Source organism: Microbacterium terrae (assembly GCF_017831975.1).
Taxonomy (GTDB): domain Bacteria; phylum Actinomycetota; class Actinomycetes; order Actinomycetales; family Microbacteriaceae; genus Microbacterium; species Microbacterium terrae.
Window position 1 is genome coordinate 607,808 of the sequence record NZ_JAFDSS010000001.1, and the last position, 18,349, is coordinate 626,156.

18 protein-coding genes, 1 tRNA gene, 1 other RNA gene and 1 riboswitch are annotated in these 18,349 nt (G+C 69.7%); of the genes, 8 read left to right on the top strand and 12 right to left on the bottom strand.

Features of this window, described 5'->3' with window-relative positions:
* Positions 1 to 106: 106 nt before the first annotated feature.
* On the top strand, positions 107 to 370 hold the full coding sequence (locus JOD63_RS02755) for a ribbon-helix-helix domain-containing protein (protein ID WP_045277352.1): 264 nt from the start codon (positions 107 to 109) through the stop codon (positions 368 to 370).
* Positions 367 to 606, top strand: coding sequence for a hypothetical protein (locus JOD63_RS02760; RefSeq protein WP_045277353.1), 240 nt, complete (start codon positions 367 to 369; stop codon positions 604 to 606). Before JOD63_RS02755 ends, JOD63_RS02760 begins: the two co-directional genes overlap by 4 nt.
* Positions 607 to 660: 54 nt before the next feature.
* On the opposite strand, the gene JOD63_RS02765 is transcribed toward JOD63_RS02760, so the two are convergent.
* The 5 genes from JOD63_RS02765 to JOD63_RS02785 all read right to left on the bottom strand — a co-directional run bounded on the left by JOD63_RS02765 (position 661) and on the right by JOD63_RS02785 (position 2,746).
* Complete coding sequence (locus JOD63_RS02765; protein WP_052682647.1) at positions 661 to 1,008, bottom strand: nuclear transport factor 2 family protein; 348 nt, start codon at positions 1,006 to 1,008, stop codon at positions 661 to 663.
* Positions 1,009 to 1,152: 144 nt separating this feature from the next.
* Positions 1,153 to 1,332 carry a hypothetical protein gene (locus tag JOD63_RS02770; protein ID WP_084613799.1) on the bottom strand — a complete coding sequence of 60 codons (180 nt, stop codon included), beginning with the start codon at positions 1,330 to 1,332 and terminating at the stop codon, positions 1,153 to 1,155.
* A 124-nt stretch (positions 1,333 to 1,456) separates the two neighbouring features.
* Entirely contained in the window at positions 1,457 to 1,759 is a 303-nt protein-coding gene (locus JOD63_RS02775; RefSeq protein ID WP_045277354.1) for a putative quinol monooxygenase, read from the bottom strand.
* Positions 1,760 to 1,823: 64 nt separating this feature from the next.
* On the bottom strand, positions 1,824 to 2,558 hold the full coding sequence (locus JOD63_RS02780) for a hypothetical protein (protein ID WP_052682648.1): 735 nt from the start codon (positions 2,556 to 2,558) through the stop codon (positions 1,824 to 1,826).
* Positions 2,555 to 2,746 (bottom strand): hypothetical protein, encoded by a 192-nt coding sequence (locus tag JOD63_RS02785; protein ID WP_045277355.1) that lies wholly within the window; start codon positions 2,744 to 2,746, stop codon positions 2,555 to 2,557. The genes JOD63_RS02780 and JOD63_RS02785 overlap by 4 nt, the downstream gene beginning before the upstream one ends.
* A 384-nt stretch (positions 2,747 to 3,130) precedes the next feature.
* On the opposite strand from JOD63_RS02785, the gene JOD63_RS02790 reads away from it, so the two are divergent.
* A complete protein-coding gene (locus JOD63_RS02790; protein ID WP_045277356.1) occupies positions 3,131 to 3,583 on the top strand; it encodes an NUDIX domain-containing protein in 453 nt (150 codons plus the stop codon).
* A 562-nt stretch (positions 3,584 to 4,145) separates the two neighbouring features.
* Here JOD63_RS02790 and JOD63_RS02795 read toward each other — a convergent pair.
* From JOD63_RS02795 to JOD63_RS02810, 4 genes are all read right to left on the bottom strand, one after another.
* Positions 4,146 to 4,233: transfer RNA gene (locus JOD63_RS02795), tRNA-Ser, on the bottom strand.
* Positions 4,234 to 4,306: 73 nt separating this feature from the next.
* The gene (locus JOD63_RS02800) at positions 4,307 to 6,583 is read right to left on the bottom strand and encodes a transglutaminase TgpA family protein (RefSeq protein ID WP_045277357.1); all 2,277 of its coding nucleotides are present in this window, start codon (positions 6,581 to 6,583) and stop codon (positions 4,307 to 4,309) included.
* Positions 6,570 to 7,817, bottom strand: a complete 1,248-nt coding sequence (locus JOD63_RS02805) for a DUF58 domain-containing protein (RefSeq protein ID WP_045277358.1) — start codon at positions 7,815 to 7,817, stop codon at positions 6,570 to 6,572. Before JOD63_RS02805 ends, JOD63_RS02800 begins: the two co-directional genes overlap by 14 nt.
* 11 nt (positions 7,818 to 7,828) lie before the next feature.
* Entirely contained in the window at positions 7,829 to 8,830 is a 1,002-nt protein-coding gene (locus JOD63_RS02810) for an AAA family ATPase (RefSeq protein WP_045277444.1), read from the bottom strand.
* A 195-nt stretch (positions 8,831 to 9,025) separates the two neighbouring features.
* Between JOD63_RS02810 and ffs the strand changes: the two genes are divergently transcribed.
* Positions 9,026 to 9,122: signal recognition particle sRNA small type (gene ffs / locus JOD63_RS02815), an RNA gene on the top strand.
* Here ffs and JOD63_RS02820 read toward each other — a convergent pair.
* Positions 9,117 to 9,785 (bottom strand): NUDIX domain-containing protein, encoded by a 669-nt coding sequence (locus JOD63_RS02820; protein WP_045277359.1) that lies wholly within the window; start codon positions 9,783 to 9,785, stop codon positions 9,117 to 9,119. The two genes, ffs and JOD63_RS02820, sit on opposite strands and share 6 nt — an antisense overlap.
* A 78-nt stretch (positions 9,786 to 9,863) precedes the next feature.
* Between JOD63_RS02820 and pta the strand changes: the two genes are divergently transcribed.
* The 4 genes from pta to JOD63_RS02840 all read left to right on the top strand — a co-directional run bounded on the left by pta (position 9,864) and on the right by JOD63_RS02840 (position 16,618).
* Positions 9,864 to 11,999: a phosphate acetyltransferase gene (gene pta / locus JOD63_RS02825; RefSeq protein ID WP_045277360.1), complete on the top strand. Its 2,136-nt coding sequence runs from the start codon at positions 9,864 to 9,866 to the stop codon at positions 11,997 to 11,999.
* 67 nt (positions 12,000 to 12,066) lie between these two features.
* On the top strand, positions 12,067 to 13,320 hold the full coding sequence (locus JOD63_RS02830) for an acetate/propionate family kinase (protein ID WP_045277361.1): 1,254 nt from the start codon (positions 12,067 to 12,069) through the stop codon (positions 13,318 to 13,320).
* A gap of 29 nt (positions 13,321 to 13,349) precedes the next feature.
* A complete protein-coding gene (locus tag JOD63_RS02835) occupies positions 13,350 to 14,075 on the top strand; it encodes an HAD family hydrolase (protein ID WP_045277362.1) in 726 nt (241 codons plus the stop codon).
* Positions 14,076 to 14,086: 11 nt separating this feature from the next.
* On the top strand, positions 14,087 to 16,618 hold the full coding sequence (locus JOD63_RS02840; RefSeq protein ID WP_045277363.1) for a glycoside hydrolase family 65 protein: 2,532 nt from the start codon (positions 14,087 to 14,089) through the stop codon (positions 16,616 to 16,618).
* A gap of 27 nt (positions 16,619 to 16,645) precedes the next feature.
* Here the strand turns inward: JOD63_RS02840 and thiE are convergent, their stop codons facing one another.
* On the bottom strand, positions 16,646 to 17,323 hold the full coding sequence (thiE, locus tag JOD63_RS02845; RefSeq protein ID WP_045277364.1) for a thiamine phosphate synthase: 678 nt from the start codon (positions 17,321 to 17,323) through the stop codon (positions 16,646 to 16,648).
* Positions 17,320 to 18,222 carry a hydroxyethylthiazole kinase gene (thiM, locus tag JOD63_RS02850; protein WP_084613801.1) on the bottom strand — a complete coding sequence of 301 codons (903 nt, stop codon included), beginning with the start codon at positions 18,220 to 18,222 and terminating at the stop codon, positions 17,320 to 17,322. The genes thiE and thiM overlap by 4 nt, the downstream gene beginning before the upstream one ends.
* Positions 18,213 to 18,307: riboswitch (TPP riboswitch) on the bottom strand. (Overlaps the previous gene by 10 nt.)
* Between the last annotated feature and the right edge of the window lie 42 nt (positions 18,308 to 18,349).

The window sequence follows — 18,349 nt, forward strand, 5'->3', positions numbered from 1 at the left end:
ACCACTCCACGACGCTCGTCCCGGTGCGTGACCGGCCGGCGTTCGCTCAAGGACCGGGCTGCGGGCGACCGTAGACCCGCCCGTATTTTCGTATTACGATGCCGACATGGGTGGTGAAGAGACGATCGACGGCGTTCCGGTGACGGAGGAACAGATCGCGGCGTGGGCGGCCGAGGCTGAGGCCGGCTACGACGTCGAGGTTCTCAAGCGACGCGGACGCGGGCGGCCCGGGCGCGGTGCTGAGCCGGCGCAGGTCGTTGCGCTCCGCCTGACGGCTGATGAGGTCGCGGCTCTCGACGCTCGCGCCGAGCGTGAGCACAAGACGCGCTCGGAACTCATCCGCGAAGCAATCGCCGCATACGCCGCGTGAAGGTCCACGATTCTGCGCTCAAGCACGGCGTCGCGCCGGAGGACATCATCCAGGCTGCGTCGTGGCCGCTGTGGATCGACGACCTCGACGAGGACTCGCCGGCTCGCCAACTACGGCTCGGCTTCGACTCGCAAGGACGACTGCTCGAACTCGTCGTGCTCGTCTTCGACAGCGGCAACGAACTCGTGATCCACGCCATGAAGGCCCGACCCCAGATGCTGGACCTCCTCCCGTAGACGCCAACGAGTCACACCCGACACCTGCAAAATCCACGCCCGGTGGAGGACCGGTCAGCGCGCGGTGACGAAGGTCCCCTGGTGGAAGAGCATCTGGGTTTTGCCGGAAGCCCACGTCCAGATCGACGAGTGTCGGCTGACTCGATCCGACGTGCGGATCACGAAGGTGATCAGAGCAACACCAGGAGCCAGCTCGAAAATGTCCCATCCGTCCGTGATCACCGCATCGCGGATGCCCTCGTTGGCGAGCGACTCGATGATCTCGTCGCGGGACCACCGCCTCCCTGACCGGCCGATCTCGATGAAGTCTGGATGAAGCAGTTCGCTCAGTCGTTCCGGATTCCGCCGCGCGGCCGCCGTGAGCAGCTCTTCCTCGAGCGCTCGGATCTCTGCCAGGTCCACACTCCAAGACTCGCATGCTCGCCAGCTGTCTCGCTCACGGACCGGCCAACGCACGCTCGCGACCTTGATCCGCCCCGGGCCCGGTGTTGAGAATGTCCCGATGATCGGCGCGTTCGAGCTGCACGCGCCGATCATCGGCGGTGCTCAGTCGACCCGGCCGCGGATCCAGTTCTGGCAGCACCAGATGATGTTGTAGAGGTTCCACGGAGCGACGTCGTAGGTATCCCACGTCTGACCGACGTGGGCGGTCCACTCCGGAATCCGGCCACAGCAGGTGCGATGGCCGAGCAGGGCGAAGAGGGAACGGCAGAGCAAGCGGTCCATGTGAATGGCCTTCCGTAAGCGCGGCCCCTGGGTGGGGCTAGCGTTGCCGGTTGCTCATGGGTTCAGCATAGAGCGCGATCTGGAGCGCCCGGAGAACGACCGAGCTCCGTGCGCCTTGAGAGGATCAATCGCGCAGTGGCGAGCCTGCCACCTCGAACTGAAAACCGCCGAACACGCCGGATAGGAGTGGGCGCGCTTCCGCGATGGATGCAGCGACTTCCGGCAGAGCGAGCGACGCCTGGTGGGCGGCGGAATCCTTCCAGAGCTCGATGACGAACACCGTGTCGGGTTCGGCATCGTTCGTGCCCACCTCGTACGCGATGCACCCAACTTCCGACAGACTGCTGCTTCGCCGCGTCAGATGAGCGACGAGCTCGTCGCGTTTGCCGGGGACCGCGCCCAGTGTGCCCGCGTTCGCAAAGACCATGGCGTCAACCTACAGGTGGCGCCCGACAGGCCACCGGGTTGCGGGCGGAAGCCGTTCGCTTGGATCACCACTTGGTCAAGGTTTCGCTCCCGGAGGATTCGTCGGAGAATCCATCCGGGGCCGCGATTGTCCACCCATCCGATCGCAGTATCTCTGCTGCTTCGGCAGGTAGATCCCGCACCACCGCGCGGAACTGCATCCGTCGCCAGAGCTCGCGCCCTTCATAGATGTGCTCCTCCCACCCGCTCACGTGGTCCACGCCACATTGGCGAATGAGGAACTCGACAACATCCTCGACCGATGGACGGAAGCGCTCGCCCCCGACCGGGAAGTGCAGTTCAGCGAGCGAGTGGGGCTGAGCGGCCTTCGGAAGGTTGTTGGCCATCTGTGCTCGCGCGAGTAGATGCGAGAAGGCACCCCTCTCGCCGTGAAACTGCCAGTGAGAGATCGGCACTGACCTCATGTCGGATCGGTATTCCAGCCGAGCAAGCGGTGTCTTCTCCCAGCGTGAGGAGACGACCACCCGGGAGTCGACTGTTTTCAGGAACCGTCCTGTCCTATCGAGTCGCATGAGCATGCTCAGCGACCAGGACGCGACTTCTTCTCCCGCGACGTACAACGGAAGCGGATCGGGCCTTGGCAGGTTCCCAGGGGAGTAGCCAAGGGTCGACATCACCTGGACTCGGTCGTCCATCTTGACCGCAACGACTGTCGGATCCCCAGGCAGCGTCGCGCAAAGCATCGCAGTCAGACGCCCCGCCAATTCCTCGGCCTGTCCGACTATCGGGTCGTGCGTCACGCTTCGAGGCCGAGCAGGAACGCGTATCCTCGCAGCTCGTCGACGTGCGACCACTCGACATCCACTAGTTCGCCCCGGCGCTCCCGCGCGGCGAACTCGCCATAGCTCTCCAGGTCGAGCTGATGCAGAAGATCAGCCAGACGTTGCTGTACCTCTGCCCGGTTGACTTCGATCACCGTTCCCGACATGCGAGTCACCCCATCCGCTTCGGCTTACTCCATACGTACCGCAATCACACACTAGGTCGGACTACCGACACGGATCACGACGCAGGGGATGTTCCCCGATCATTCGCTCAGCACAGCCACTGCACAATGGGGTGCGAGGAAGGACCGGCATCCGCACGCTTGAAGTTCCCCCGCTGGAGGGAGGTGGCAACGGGGCGTATCTTCTAGCCTGGCTGGATGGACATCGCCTCAATGCTGATGGGCGCATCCATCGCGTCAATCGTGTGGATCGCATTCGTGCCATGGGCAAAGCTCAAACGCCTCAAGGAGATCGAGAGGCGCGAGACCGAGTAGGCGCCGTTTGTTCAGCGACCGGTTGTGCCACGATCACGCTAGCTTCGATCCGTGCCCGCTTCCGACTACATCAAGGGACTCCGCTCACATATCGGGACCGAGTTCCTGCTCCTGCCCGGTGTCACTGCCGTCATCGCAGACGCGGACCGATTCCTGCTCGCACGGCAACGCGACTCACGCCGCTGGAGCCTCATCGGTGGAGGCATCGAACCTGGAGAGCAGCCGGAGACCGCAGTGCGGCGGGAGGTCCGTGAAGAGCTGGGGGTCGAAGCGATAACGCACGGCATCGTCGGCGTGTACGGCGGCGCGGCGTTGGAGACGGTCTACCCGAACGGGGATCGCGTCGGCTATGTCACGGTCGCCTACCGCTGCTCATTGTTCGCGGCCGACCTGACCCTGGATAGCAGCGAGCTTCTGGAAGTGCGCTGGGTCACCACCAACGAGATCCGCACGATGGACCGGCACGGTTGGATCGACGAGGTGATTGCGGACGCGACGCGGTGAAGGTCCGCGCTGCGGGCAGAGGTGCGCCGAATACCTCTCAGCCATCGAGGATTGGTACACAGCGCGGAGTCGCGTGGAGGCCAGCGAGTATCGCACGTGCGCGGGTTCCGCACCGATCCCCGACGCTTACCGTACCCATTGATGCGCGTTGAGATCGGGTGTCGCGAGCAGCCTGCTCACGAGAGCGTCGGGACCTTGGACGGAGGTGGCAGCCGTGTTTGGCGGGGAGGCAACGAGCACGGAGTGGTCCTCGGTCCAAAGGTAGCTGCGCTCCACGATCGGACGCCGGGCGCCGACGACGTACGTTCGCCCTGATCCCCATCGCTGGTCTACTCCCGTGTAGGCGCTCTCTGCCAGGTCGCCGGTAACAGGGCAAAGCTCAGATCCCCGAACCACCACGACGCGGCAGCCTCATGGAAGCAGCAACGATAAGATCACCATCGACCCCGACAAGACCTACTGGCGAAACAACGAAAAAGAGCCCGGCCGATGGCCGGGCTCCCCTTCTTGAATGTCTCCTATGTCGCGACTCAGATGTCTCCTATGTCGCGACTCATCACAATGGCGGAGGATAGGGGATTCGAACCCCTGAGAGCTTTCACTCAACACGCTTTCCAAGCGTGCGCCATAGGCCACTAGGCGAATCCTCCATGGTCCCGGAGGACCGCAGGACAGTCTACCCGAGCGCGCGCACCGTTCCCGACCGCCGAGGCCGCGGTCGCATCAGCGGCTGCGGGCCGCCGTCGCCGCGTACGTGCTTCCGGGTCGGACCAGCAGCGAGCGCGGCGCGATGAAGGCGAGGATGCGGCGCGCCGGCGGCACCGCGCCCAGCAGCTCGGTGCGCACCTCGGCCGCGGCCTCGGCGGCGCTCTCGCCGAGCCAGAAGTCGAGGCCGTGGGTGCCGGGGGCGTAGGAGGCCCGCTCGATCGCGCTCACCAGGTACCCCATCGCGGCGGCCGGGGCGCCGTGCTGCTCGACGAGCCGCGCGGCGAACGCGCGGGGCGACTCGCTCGCGGGCACGGCGATGCCCACATCGATCGCGGCATCCTGCACCAGCATCCAGGCCGCCGCGGCATCGCCGCCCGCCGCCTGCGCCGTCATCTGGCGACGCCGCACCTCGCGGATCACACCGGGCAGCGCCAGCAGCGCGAGGATCCCGACCATGACGCTCGCGAACGGGAGCGGGTTGGTCTCGGTCACGGTCGGGCCCGACACCGCCTCGTCGCGGGGGTTGAGCGGGGAGGTCGTCGGCGAACCGGCCGACGCGGACGGGGTGGGCGTCGCCCCGGACTGCGGGTCGGTCGGATCGTTCGGCTGCCCGGGCAGCGATGCGGCGGGGGAGAAGGATGTCGGCACGCCGAGACCTGCGGTCGGCTCGAACGCGACCCAGCCGACGCCGTCGAAGTACACCTCGGGCCAGGCGTGCAGGAGCGAGCTCGACACGGTGTACACGGGCTCGTCGTCGACGAGATCGCCGGTCGCGGTGCCTGGGAGGTAACCCACGACGATGCGCGAGGGCATCTCGAGGGTTCGCGCCATGAGGGCGAATGCCGAAGCGAAGTGCACGCAGTACCCCTCGCGCTGCTCGAGGAACTGCGCCACGGCCTCGGCTCCCGAGCCGTCGAAGCCGTCTTCGACGGGAGCCTGCAGCGAGTAGCGGAACTCGCCGCCGCGGAACCAGCGCTGCAGCGCGACCAGCGCGTCGTAGTCGTTCGCCGCGCCCGCGGTCACCTCGAGCGCCAGGTCGTGCACGATCGGCGGCAGGTCCGAGGGCAGCTCGGTCGTCTCGTCGCGCGCATCCGGCGTTCTCGCCTCCATGGCGCGGATCTGCTCGAGAGTCGGCCGGGGCTGCGTCGACGAGACCTCGTAGCTCTGCCCCTGCGTCGTGATCGACTGCGAGATGACTGTGCGGTTGTACGGCACGGCGGCCCAGCGCCCATCGAGTCCGGTCACCTCGACGGCGGGATACGGGATCGGCAGCCAGGTGGTCGCGAGGTTCATCACCTGCACCTTGGTGAGGTACTCGCTCGAGCGGATCTCCTCGCCGAAGGGCAGGGGGCCGAGTCCGAACTCGGCGTCGAGCGGTACGGTGCGCACCCGGTCGGGCTCCCACACACCGCCCTCGAACCGCGACAGCGTCGTCGCGCGCAGGTACGGCGGCGACGGCGCATCCGTCCGCACCTGGATCACCTCGATCTCCTGCGGACGACGCAGGTCGTCGCCGAGCTGCAGGGTGGCGTCGATGCCCGGGCCCGGTCCGCCCACCCCGCCGCGGATGGCGGGCTGCGGCAGCAGCGGCACCGCGACCACTGCGAGGATCACGGCGATCGCGCCGATCCCCACGGCCGTGGCCGGCACCCCGGCCGAGCGCTCGTCCTCGCGCTGCAGCGGCTTCTCGCGCGACCGGGTCTCGGCGCGGATGAGGAAGAGCACCGCGGTCGCGAGCAGCACGAAAGCCATCACGTCGACCTCGCCGGGAACGGCGATCGTCGGGATCAGCGACACGGCCACGATGCCGATCGATGCGAGCAGCGGCATCCGCGCGGTGACGGCGACGTGGTCGACGATGATCGCGAGCAGCCCCATGGCGCCCGTGATGAGCAGCCCGAGCTCGGCGCTCGTCTCGAGGGGCGCCGCGCCCAGCACGATCTCGCGCATCGCGTCGTCGAACATGTCGACCGCCGTGCGGACCGTCGCCGGAGTCGGGATGACCCACAGGAGCGCCGTGTCGCGGAGGAAGATGAACGTGAGGAAGCCTGCCCACACCGCCGCCTCGATGAGGCTGACGGCGACGGCAGGCAGCCGGAAGAGGCGGGCGACGAAGCCCGCCCCGATCACGAGCACCGCGATGACGATCGACCCGAGCAGCCAGCTGCCGGGGTCGACGACTCCGAGCACGGGCATGAGCGCCGTCACGAGCGCGACGAGCACCGCGACGGGCAGCACCCACTCGCCGCGGGCGGCGGCGCGTGCTGTCGCGACGCGGTCAGCCGACGACATGTCGCACCCCGCGTCCGGCGGCGCCCGACCAGGCGCGCGAGAAGTCCCCGTCGACGTCGATCGCCCCGATCCGCCATCCGGCGTCGGCCGCGCGCTCGAGTGCGTCGCCGACGGGCATCACGCTGAACAGCATGGGCAGGGTGCTGTGGTGGGCGACCGGGCCGATGGTCACGGCATCCGCGGCGTCGAATCGCCCGACCACGACGATCACCGGGCCGGTCATCACGCCGGCGAACACCCGCGGCAGCTTGCCCAGGGTGTCGTCGCGCCGAGCGGTGAGGGTCGCCACGTGAGTGAGGAAGATCTCGACCTCGTCCATGTCGCCGCCGTCGATGCGCTCGGCGAGGACCGTGCCGTCGGAGTCGAGCACCTCGACGGCGTAGCCGTCCCGCACCAGACGCGCCACCGCGGACACCGCCGCCGACACCCCGGCTTCGAAGCCCGGATCGGCGCCGGGCGCCCGCATCGCGTCCATCGACCAGCGCAGCACCCCGCGGTCGAGCACGACGCTCGCCTCGGGGGTGGACTCCTGCTCCTCCTGGCGCACCATCAGCTGGTCGCGGTGAGCCGTCGCCCGCCAATGGATGCGCCGCATCGAGTCGCCCGGCTCGTACGGGCGCGCGACGAGGTTGTCGGCGCCCTGACCGAGCTGGTTCGTGGTGGTGTGCAGCGAGCCGCCGGTCTCGCCGGCGAAGTCCGCCAGCGGCGGCAGGTCGGTGGTCGACGGCACAACCGTGACGGGCGTGCGCTCGCCGAACACGGTGGTGCGGCGGGCGAGTCCGAACGGGTCGGTCGCGCGGACGGTCAGCGGGCCCAGCGCGTGCACGCCGCGCGCGGCGCCCTGCACGGTGTAGCTGAGATCGATGATCCGCTCGTTTCGGCTGAGCCCTGAACCGAGCGCCGGGAAGACGCCCTCGGCCGACCCGCTGAGGCCTCGGGGGAGGACGTCGCGCCAGGTGCCCGGGGGAGTGGGCACCGCCGTGCGCACGCCGGCACGCACCGAGACCTGTGCCTCGCGGCCGACCGTGGCCACGTCGGGGTAGAGCGTGCGTGTCACCGTCTCGGCGTGCCGGGTGAGATAGAGCGACCCGAGGCTCGCGGCGACGGCGATCAGCAGCAGCGCGCCGAAGTAGACGAGCTCGACGAGGCCGGCCTCGTTCGCCGCGATGAAGCACGCGACCGCCAGCAGCACGGCTCCGGTGCCCCGTGCGGTGAGCGGCCACGCGCGCCTCATGGTGATCCGCCTCAGCTCTGGCGTGCGGCGATCGGCACACGCACCGTCGCCGCGATCCGGTCGAGGATCGCGCCGATCGCGTCGGCCGCCGAGCGGGCCCGCGATCCGCCGACCGACCGGGTCGGGATGAGCCGATGCGCGAACACCGGGGTGAGGAGGGCGGTGACGTCGTCGGGGATGACGAAGCCGCGGCCGTCGAGCGCCGCCCACACCTTCGCGGCGCGGACGAGCTGCAGCGTGGCGCGCGGGCTCGCGCCCAGGCGCAGTTCGGAGTGGCTGCGGGTGGCGTGCGCGAGAGCGACCGCGTAGTCCTCGATCGCCGGAGCGACGTGCACGGCGCGGGCCCAGGCGACCAGCGAGCCGACCTCGGTCGCCGTGACCACCGGCGTCACCGAGTCGAGCGGATTGACCGACTCGCGCTGGCGCAGCATGCGCGCCTCGGATTGCGCGTCGGGGTAGCCCATCGACACCCGCATCATGAACCGGTCGCGCTGCGCCTCGGGGAGGGCGTAGGTGCCCTCCATCTCGAGCGGGTTCTGCGTGGCGACCACGAGGAACGGGTCGGGGAGGAAGTGGGTCTGCCCGTCGACGGTCACCTGCCGCTCCTCCATCGCCTCGAGCAGCGCCGACTGCGTCTTGGGGGAGGAGCGGTTGATCTCGTCGGCGATCACGAGGTTCGCGAAGATCGCGCCGCGCTTGAACTCGAACTCGCGCTCGACCGGGTTGAACACCGACACCCCGGTGACGTCGCCGGGGAGCAGATCGGGGGTGAACTGGATGCGCCGCACCGTCGCGTCGACCGACGCCCCGAGCGCCCGCGCGAGCATGGTCTTGCCGACGCCGGGCACATCCTCGATGAGGAGGTGCCCTTCCGCGAGCAGGCAGACGAGGGCGCTGCGGACCGCGTCGGGCTTGCCGTCGATCACGCGGCCCACGGCGGCGAGGATCGCATCGGTGGTGCGCGCGAAGCCCTCCGCCGTCATGGCGGCATCCGTCTTCGCTGCGTCGGTCATGGCGTCCGTCACTGCAGCCTCCTGCGTCCCCGTGCGCAACCGGCCCGCATGGGTCGGCTGATGAGGCATCCTCGCCCCGGGACCGATCCTAATCGCGGTGATATCGGTTGGGTATCGGGATGCCTGCGAGAACGCTGGACATGCCCGGGCAGCCGCCGACCGGTCGAGGGGAGCCGCGAGCCGGGTTAGACTGGTGTCAGCTCTCCGCGAGGCGGCATCCAGGCCAATTCCCCCAGGACGGAAACGTAGCAAGGGTAACCGGGCTCTGCCGGGTTCGCGGAGAGTCTTACTTTTTCCCGAACGGCCCGTCCAGGACCGACCACTGCAGCAGCATGATGGTCTTCGCATCCTGGATCCGCCCGTCGCGGATCATCGCGAGCGACTCCTCGATGCCGAGTTCGACGAGCTCGATGTGCTCACCCTCCTCGGCCAGGCCGCCGCGCTCGCCGGAGCGCGCCGCCCCGTCGTAGGCGGCGGCGAAGAAGTGGAGCCGCTCGGTCACCGATCCGGGGCTCATGTACACGTCCCACACGTGCTCGAGCTCGCCCACCTCCACCCCGGTCTCCTCCATCGCCTCGCGGCGGATGGCGGTCGCCGGGTCGTCGTCGTCGAGGAGGCCGGCCGCGGTCTCGAGCAGCATCCCGTCGGGGTGCTCGTTGACGTACACCGGGTAGCGGAACTGGCGCGTGAGGAGCACGGTGCGCCGCGCCGGGTCGTAGAGGAGCACGGTCGCTCCGTTGCCGCGGTCGTACGTCTCGCGCTGCTGGGTCTCCCAGGCTCCCGACGGCCCGCGGTACTCGAGGGTGGTGCGACGCAGCACGTGCCAGGGCGCGGCGATCAGCTCCACATCCGTCACGCGGACATCGGGATTGCGGTCGAGATCGAGCCCGGTGCGGTCGAGGCCGACACGGCCCCGATGGTCGGGAACATCGACGCCCGGGCGCGGTTCGCTCATGCCTCCGACAGTAGTCCTCACCATTCTCACGGGTGCCCGCCCTGGTCCCGCCGCCCGTCGCGACCCTAGGCTGGGACCGTGGCTCACAGCATCTTCATCACGTCCGCAGAAGGCCACTCGGGTAAGTCGACGGTCGCGCTCGGGGTGCTCGACGCACTGAGCCACGCGACCGCACGGGTCGGGGTGTTCCGGGCGATCGCCCGCTCCACAGCGGAGCGCGACTACGTGCTCGAGATGCTGCTCGACCACGACGGCGTCGACCTCGAGTACGAGGAATGCGTCGGAGTCACCTACGACGACGTGCGCGCCGATCCGGATGCCGCGCTCTCGGTGATCGTCGAGCGCTACAAGGCGGTCGAGGCCCGCTGCGACGCCGTCGTCATCGTCGGAAGCGATTACACCGACGTCGGCAGCCCGGCCGAGCTCGCCTACAACGCCCGCATCGCGGCCAACCTCGGCGCACCGGTGCTGCTGGTCCTGGGCGGACGCTCGGCCGCGGCCCAGACGCTCCCCGAGCAGCTGGGGTCGTCGCTCGCCCGCACCCCCGCCGAGGTCGGCCAGATCGCCGACCTCGCCCTCGCCGAGCTCGCCCACGGGCGCGCCGAGCTGTTCGCTGTCATCGCGAACCGCACCGACCCGGAGCGCTCCGACGAGACGATCGCCGCCGTGCGGCGGGCGGTCGTGGCGGCAGGCTCCTCCGCCGAGGTGCCCGTATGGGCGATTCCGGAGGACCGCTACCTCGTTGCCCCGTCGATCCGCGGCATCATGCGCTCCGTCGACGGCGAGCTGCTCTCGGGCGACGCCGACCGGCTCACGCGCGAGGCGCTCGCCGTCGTGGTGGCCGGCATGTCGATGGTGAACGTGCTGCCGCGACTGCTCGAAGGAGCGGTGGTCGTGGTTCCCGCCGACCGCTCCGAGGTGCTCCTCGCCACGCTCCTCGCGAATGCGTCGGGCACCTTCCCGTCGATCTCGGGCATCGTGCTCAACGGCGGGTTCGACCTGCCGGAGCCGGTCACGCGCCTCCTCGACGGGCTCGGATCGAACGTGCCGATCATCACGACCGATCTCGGCACGTACGAGACCGCCGTGCGCATCATGAACACGCGCGGGCGCCTCGCGGCCGACTCGCAGCGGCGGTACGACACCGCGCTGTCGCTGTTCGAGCAGAACGTCGACACCGGCGAGCTGCTGCGCGCCTTCGGCGTCGCCCGGGCGACCGTGGTCACCCCGCTCATGTTCGAGTACCAGCTCATCGAGCGGGCGCGCGGCGACCGCAAGCGCATCGTGCTCCCCGAGGGCGACGACGACCGCGTGCTGCGGGCCGCCGCGACTGTGCTCAAGCGCGGCATCGCCGACCTCACGATCCTCGGCGAGCCGTTCGAGGTGCGGGCCCGGGCGATCGAGCTCGGCATCGACATCTCGGCGGCCGCGGTCATCTCGCCGTTCGACGCCGTGCACGTCCACCGGTTCGCAGACGAATACGCCCGCCTCCGCGCACACAAGGGGGTGACGTTCGAGAAGGCGTCCGACACGGTCACAGACGTCTCGTACTTCGGCACCCTCATGGTGCACCTGGGGCTCGCCGACGGCATGGTCTCGGGCGCTGCGCACACCACGGCGCACACGATCCGCCCGGCGTTCGAGATCATCAAGACGCGTCCCGACGTGTCGGTGGTCTCGAGCGTCTTCCTCATGGCGCTCGCCGACCGTGTGCTCGTCTACGGCGACTGCGCCGTCATCCCCGACCCGACCAGCCCGCAGCTCGCCGACATCGCGATCTCGTCTGCGGCGACCGCCGAGCAGTTCGGCATCGACCCGCGGGTGGCGATGCTCTCGTACTCGACGGGGGAGTCGGGCTCCGGCGCCGATGTCGAGAAGGTGCGGGATGCCACGGCGCTGGTGCGCGAACGCGCCCCCGAGCTGCTCGTGGAGGGCCCCATCCAGTACGACGCCGCCGCCGACGCCGCGGTCGCCGCGGCGAAGATGCCGGGATCGCAGGTCGCCGGCCGCGCGACGGTGTTCATCTTCCCTGACCTCAACACCGGCAACAACACCTACAAGGCCGTGCAGCGCTCGGCCGGCGCGGTCGCGATCGGTCCGGTGCTGCAGGGGCTGAACAAGCCGATCAACGACCTCTCGCGAGGAGCCCTGGTGGAAGACATCGTGAACACGATCGCGATCACCGCGATCCAGGCGCAGGGGATCACCGCGTGAGCATGGGCGCGAGGATCGGCTCTCGCTCGGTCGCCTGTCACACAAGCAGTGGGGAGAGGTTCACGGCATGAGCACCGTCCTGGTCGTCAACAGCGGGTCGTCGTCGTTCAAGTACCAGCTGATCGAGATGGACGGTGAGACCACGCTCGCATCGGGCCTCGTCGAGCGCATCGGCGACGCCGAGGGCCGTGCGAAGCACACGGTCTTCGCGCCGGCCGCGACCGCGGGCGAGGGGGCTGCCACCTTCACCGAGGCGACGTACAAGCGGCGTCTGCCGATCCCCGATCACACGGCGGGATTCCGCGTGATGCTCGAGGCGTTCGCCGAGAACGGCCCTGCGCTCGATGCCCATCCACCCGTCGCGGTCGGGCATCGCGTCGTGCACGGCGGCGCGCGCTTCTTCGAGCCGACCCTCGTCACCCCGCTCGTCGAGATCAACATCGACGAGCTGTCGGTGCTCGCGCCGCTGCACAACCCGGCGAACCTTGCCGGCATCGTGGCGGCGAAGAAGGCGTTCCCCGCCGTGCCGCACGTCGCGGTCTTCGACACAGCGTTCCACCAGACCCTGTCGCCTGCCGCCTACACCTACGCGATCGACGCGAAGCTCGCGGCCGACCACCGCATCCGTCGCTACGGCTTCCACGGCACCTCGCACAAGTTCGTGAGCGAGGCGGCCGCGGCCTTCGTGGGTCGTCCGGTCGCCGAGCTCAAGCAGCTCGTCTTCCACCTCGGCAACGGCGCATCGGTGACCGCGATCGACGGCGGCCGGTCGGTCGAGACGTCGATGGGGTTCACCCCGCTCGAGGGCCTCGTCATGGGCACCCGCTCCGGAGACCTCGACCCGGCGATCCTCTTCCATCTCGCCCGCCGGGAGGGCATGTCGATCGCCGATCTGGATGCGCTCCTCAACAAGCGCAGCGGACTGCTCGGCATGGCCGGCTCCAACGACCTGCGCGACATCCGCGCGGCGATCGAGAAGGGGGATGCGAGCGCCGTGCTCGCGTACGAGGTGTACGTCCACCGTCTGCGGCAGTACGCCGGCGCGTACCTCGCCCACCTCGGCGGCGCCGACGTGATCTCGTTCACCGCGGGTGTCGGCGAGAACGCCCCGCACGTGCGTGCGGCGGCGCTCGAGACCCTGGCGTTCGCGGGCGTCGAGATCGACGCCGAGCGCAACCACGCGGTCGGCCGCGGCGCGCCCGGGGCGGATGGCGGCATCCACGTCATCTCCACCGACGAGTCCCGCGTCATCGTGCTGGTGGTGCCCACCGACGAGGAGCTCGAGATCGCCCGTCAGACGCTGAGCGTCGCCTCCGCGTAACATCTCGTCGCTAGCCTGAGGGAGTGACCATGGACGCACTGCCAGACCTCGCCGCCTACGACGCCGTCCTGTTCGACCTGGACGGTGTGCTGACGCCCACCGCCGACGTGCACATGCACGCGTGGCAGTCGATGTTCGACGAACTCTTCGCCGAGTGGGAGATCACTCCGGCGTACACCGAGCGCGACTATTTCGAGCATCTCGACGGCAAGAAGCGGTACGACGGCGTGGCGAGCCTGCTGCGCTCCCGCGACGTCGAGGTGCCGTGGGGGGAGCCGTCGGATCCCGTCACCGCCGATACGGTGTGCGGCATCGGCAACCGCAAGAACGCGTACTTCGAGAAGTCGCTCCGTGAGGACGGCATCGCCGCGTATCCGGGATCGCTCGCGCTCCTCGACGTCCTCGCGGCGAAGGGCACCCCCGTCGCCGTGGTGTCGAGTTCCAAGAACGCGGAGGAGGTGCTCGGCGTCGCCGGCATCCGCGACCGCTTCCCGGTGGTGATGGACGGTGTGATCGCCGAGCGCGACCACCTCGCCTCGAAACCCGCACCCGATGTGTTCGTCGAGGCGGCGCGGATGCTGGGCGTCGACCCTGCACGCTGCGCGGCGGTCGAAGACGCGCTGAGTGGCGTGCAGTCGGCGGCGGCGGGCGGGTTCGCCCTCGTCGTCGGAGTGGACCGGGGGGCAGGGCGCGACGTGCTCACCGCCGCCGGTGCTCATGTGGTGGTGGAAGACCTGGAGGAGTTCGTCCGATGACCGATGCCGCAATGGACCGCGACCGCTTTCCGATCGATCCCTGGCGACTGGTCGAGACCTCGTTCGACATCGCCGACACCGGCGTCACCGAGACTCTGTTCGCCATCGGCAACGGCTACCTGGGGCTGCGCGGCAACCAGCCCGAGGGGCGGCACGCCCACGAGCACGGCACCTTCATCAACGGGTTCCACGAGACCTTCCCGATCCGCCACGCCGAGCAGGCGTACGGCTTCGCCGAGGTGGGCCAGACCATCATCAACGCGCCCGACGCGAAGGTGATGCGCGTCTACGTCGACGACGAGCCGCTCTCGCTCGATGTCGCCGACATGCGCGACTACGAGCGCTCGCTCGACATGCGCGACGGCGTGCTGCGCCGTCACATCGAGTGGACCACTCCGAGCGGCAAGGAGGTGCGCATCGACTACGACCGCCTCGTGTCGTTCGAGGAGAAGCACCTCGCCGTGATGCGCCTCGAGGTCACCGTGCTCAATGCCGACGCACCCGTGACGGTGAGCTGCCAGCTGCTCAACCGGCAGGACGGCGAAGACGTCTACGGCGGCACGCCCACCGCTCCCAAGAAGGCCGGGTTCGATCCGCGCAAGACCGACAAGCTGGCCGAGCGCGTGCTCCAGCCCGAGGAGTACTGGCAGGACGGCCTGCGCTCGGCGCTGTCGTACCGGGTGAACGCGTCGGGCATGACGATCGCTGTCGTCGCCGATCACATCATCGAGACCGACAACGCCTACACGGCGCGGGCGCTCATCGAGCCCGACATCGCCAAGAACGTGTTCCGCGTGCAGGCGAAGGCCGGCGTGCCGATCTCGGTCACCAAGGTCGTGAGCTACCACACGTCGCGGGGCGTCCCCGCCCGTGAGCTGGTCGACCGCTGCCGCCGCACCCTCGACCGTTCGCTCAGCGAGGGCATCGACGCGATCTACCGCACGCAGCGTGCCTGGCTCGACGACTTCTGGGCACGCTCCGACGTGCGCATCGGGGGACACGACGACCTGCAGCAGGCGACCCGCTGGTGCCTGTTCCAGCTCGCGCAGGCGTCGGCCCGCGCCGACGGCCAGGGCGTCCCCGCGAAGGGCATGACCGGGTCGGGCTACAGCGGGCACTACTTCTGGGACACCGAGATCTACGTGCTGCCGTTCCTGGCGTACACGACCCCGCTCTGGGCCCGAAACGCGCTGCGCATGCGGTACCTCATGCTCCCCGCCGCCCGGCGGCGCGCCTTCCAGCTGAACGAGAACGGTGCGCTGTTCCCGTGGCGCACCATCAACGGTGAGGAGGCGTCGGCGTATTACGCGGCCGGCACCGCGCAGTTCCACATCAACGCAGACGTGTCGTTCGCGCTCGCGAAGTACGTGCGCGCCACGGGCGACACCGAGTTCCTCCACCGCGAGGGCGTCGACATCGCGGTCGAGACCGCGCGGCTGTGGACGACGCTCGGCTTCTGGCGCTCGCTCGACGGCGATCGTGACGGCGAGATCGACGGCGAGACGTTCCACATCCACGGCGTGACCGGACCCGACGAGTACACCACCGTCGTCAACGACAACCTCTTCACCAACGTGATGGCGCGCTTCAACCTGCGCTTCGCGGCCCGCACGATCCGTGACATGGCCGAGCTCGACGGCGAGGTGTACCGCAAGATGGTCGACCGCCTCGGGCTCGAGGAGGGAGAGCCCGAGGCCTGGGAGCGCGCGGCGGAGGCGATGCACATCCCGTTCAGCCCGAGCCTCGGCATCCACCCGCAGGATCACGTCTTCCTCGAGCGCGAGATCTGGGACCTCGAGAACACGCCGGCCGACCGCCGGCCGCTGCTGCTGCACTTCCACCCGCTCGTGATCTACCGCTACCAGGTGCTCAAGCAGGCGGATGTCGTGCTCGCGCTCTTCCTGCAGGGCAACCACTTCTCCGATGAGGACAAGCTCGCCGATTTCGAGTACTACGACCCGCTGACCACGGGCGACTCGACGCTGTCGGCGGTGGTGCAGGCGATCCTCGCCGCCGAGGTCGGGTATCAGGACCTCGCGCTGGAGTACTTCCGCCAGTCGATCTTCGTCGACCTCGCCGACCTGCACCACAATGCCGCCGACGGCGTGCACGTCGCCTCGGCGGGCGGCGTGTGGACGGCGCTCGTCTGCGGATTCGGCGGCATGCGCGATCACTTCGGCGAGCTTTCGTTCGACCCGAGGCTTCCGGCCGACTGGCCCGAGATCTCGTTCGTGCTGCACTGGCACGGCACGCGTCTCGAGGTGTCGATCACACGCGATGAACTGCGCGTCGTGGCGGGCGACGGCGACCCGGTCGGGTTCAGCGTGCGGGGCACCGGGTACGTCGTCGGCGCGGGCGAAGAGGTCGTCGTCGCGCTCGCCGACCAGGGACCCGTGCGCGCCGGCCGGCCGACGCTGCGGCAGTTCGCCGACCAGCGCCGCGAAGACGGCTCGCTCCTGTCGGCGTCGGTTCCGACGGTCACGACGTCGATCCCGATCGTCGCGGGATCGGGTGCCGACGTGGAGCACGGCGCGGACGCCTGACCCGCTCGTACGCCGTGCCCGGCTGGCTCAGACGCTGACGGGAGACACTGCGCTGTGCCCGGCATCCGTCCATGCCGAACGGAACGCGCGGGCGGCGGCTTCGGGGTCGGCCGCTCCGCACACCGCCGACACCACGGCCAGCCCGGCCGCCCCCGCGGAGCGGAGCGGTGCGGCATCGGCGACCCCGACTCCGCCGATCGCGACGCACGGCAGCGGGGTGGCGGAGGCGAGCGCGGCGAAGCCGTCGTAGCCGAGCGGCTCGGGGTGGTCGGCCTTCGTCGCGGTCGGCCGGATGACCCCGACACCGATATAGTCGAGCGTGCGCATCGGCATCGCCGCCGCGGAAGCCAGGTGGGCGGGGGTGTTCGCCGTCCACCCGATCAGGGCCTGGGCGCCGAGCAGACGGCGCGCCGTCTCCGGTGGCACGTCGCTCTGCCCGAGGTGCACGCCGTCGACACACGCGCCGGCGTCGCGCGCGGCCAGAACCACGTCGAGCCGGTCGTCGACGATGAGCGCCGCCCGACCGCCGACGACGGCCGACAGGGCGACCGCCTGCGCGATCAGCTCGCGTGCCGAGACGTGCTTCGCGCGGAGCTGCACGACTCCCACGCCTCCGGCTGCGGCGGCGTCGACCACCCCGACGAGTCGCTCGAACGGCAGCCGCTCGTCGGTGACGAGGTGCAGCGACAGATCGTGAACCGTCATCGGATCGCGGCCTCGAGGTCCGCGTGGTCATCGGCGCTCTCGCCGGCCTCGTCGGTCCCGCGATCCACCGGGTATTCGACGACCCGCCCCTCGAGATCCGCCGGCTCGACCGCATCGAGCGCGTCGATGAACGCGACCGCGAACGAACCGGGGGAGCGCGAGACGGATGCCGCACGTTCGGCGGCCGCCGAATGCACGGCGCATCCGGTGACCGCCGCGGTGAACGGATCGGTCACGGCGAGGAAGGCCGCGATCGTCGCTCCCAGCGAGCATCCGCCGCCGGTGACGCGCGTCAGGAGGACGTCGCCGCCGTGCACGCGGGCGACCAGCGCGCCGTCGGTGACGAGGTCGACCTCCCCGGTCACGACCACGACGCCGCCGGTGCGCAGGGCGAGGGCGCGCGCCGCGTCGATCGCGTCGTCGGGGGAGTCGGTCGCATCGACGCCGCGCCCGCCGCGCGAGAGCCCGGCGACGGCGAGGATCTCGGAGGCGTTGCCGCGCACGATCGCTGGGCGATGGTGGAGGAGCTCCTCGGCGAGAGCCGTGCGCACCGGCAGAGCACCGACGGCGACCGGGTCGAGCACCCAGGGCGTGCCCGCCCGCACCGCTTCGCGGGCGGCGTCGCGCTGCTCGGAACGGGGTGTGCCGAGGTTCACGAGCACGCCCCCGGCGACACCGGCGAACATGCCGGCCTCGCCTGGGATGTCGCACATCGCCGGCGAAGCGCCGAGTGCGAGGAGCACGTTGGCGGTGAAGTTCGTCACCACCGCGTTCGTGATGCACTGCACCAGGGGGTTCGCGGCGCGCAGCGCGTCGAGGGCCTCGCCGGGCGTCGCCGGGCCGGCTGCCCGCGCGGAACCGGAGGTGGACAGGGGGTTTTCAGACGTGCCGATGCTCATTGCGACATCCCTTCGCCAGTACGAACTAGATCAGGTTCGACGGGTGTGATCTCAGCCCGCGCGGCGGGCACCCCGTGTCACTCGGGCATGACGCTAGCAGCGGCCGGGTGGGCCGGGCGAATCGCGC

Coding starts and splice junctions, on each gene's coding strand:
- thiM (WP_084613801.1), bottom strand. CDS start 18,222: ATGAGCATCGGCACGTCTGAAAACCCCCTGTCCACCTCCGGTTCCGCG.
- JOD63_RS02805 (WP_045277358.1), bottom strand. CDS start 7,817: ATGAGGCGCGCGTGGCCGCTCACCGCACGGGGCACCGGAGCCGTGCTG.
- JOD63_RS02840 (WP_045277363.1), top strand. CDS start 14,087: ATGGACCGCGACCGCTTTCCGATCGATCCCTGGCGACTGGTCGAGACC.
- JOD63_RS02800 (WP_045277357.1), bottom strand. CDS start 6,583: ATGTCGTCGGCTGACCGCGTCGCGACAGCACGCGCCGCCGCCCGCGGC.
- JOD63_RS02770 (WP_084613799.1), bottom strand. CDS start 1,332: ATGGACCGCTTGCTCTGCCGTTCCCTCTTCGCCCTGCTCGGCCATCGC.
- JOD63_RS02830 (WP_045277361.1), top strand. CDS start 12,067: ATGAGCACCGTCCTGGTCGTCAACAGCGGGTCGTCGTCGTTCAAGTAC.
- thiE (WP_045277364.1), bottom strand. CDS start 17,323: ATGACGGTTCACGATCTGTCGCTGCACCTCGTCACCGACGAGCGGCTG.
- JOD63_RS02810 (WP_045277444.1), bottom strand. CDS start 8,830: ATGACCGACGCAGCGAAGACGGATGCCGCCATGACGGCGGAGGGCTTC.
- JOD63_RS02755 (WP_045277352.1), top strand. CDS start 107: ATGGGTGGTGAAGAGACGATCGACGGCGTTCCGGTGACGGAGGAACAG.
- JOD63_RS02835 (WP_045277362.1), top strand. CDS start 13,350: ATGGACGCACTGCCAGACCTCGCCGCCTACGACGCCGTCCTGTTCGAC.
- JOD63_RS02775 (WP_045277354.1), bottom strand. CDS start 1,759: ATGGTCTTTGCGAACGCGGGCACACTGGGCGCGGTCCCCGGCAAACGC.
- JOD63_RS02785 (WP_045277355.1), bottom strand. CDS start 2,746: ATGTCGGGAACGGTGATCGAAGTCAACCGGGCAGAGGTACAGCAACGT.
- JOD63_RS02820 (WP_045277359.1), bottom strand. CDS start 9,785: ATGAGCGAACCGCGCCCGGGCGTCGATGTTCCCGACCATCGGGGCCGT.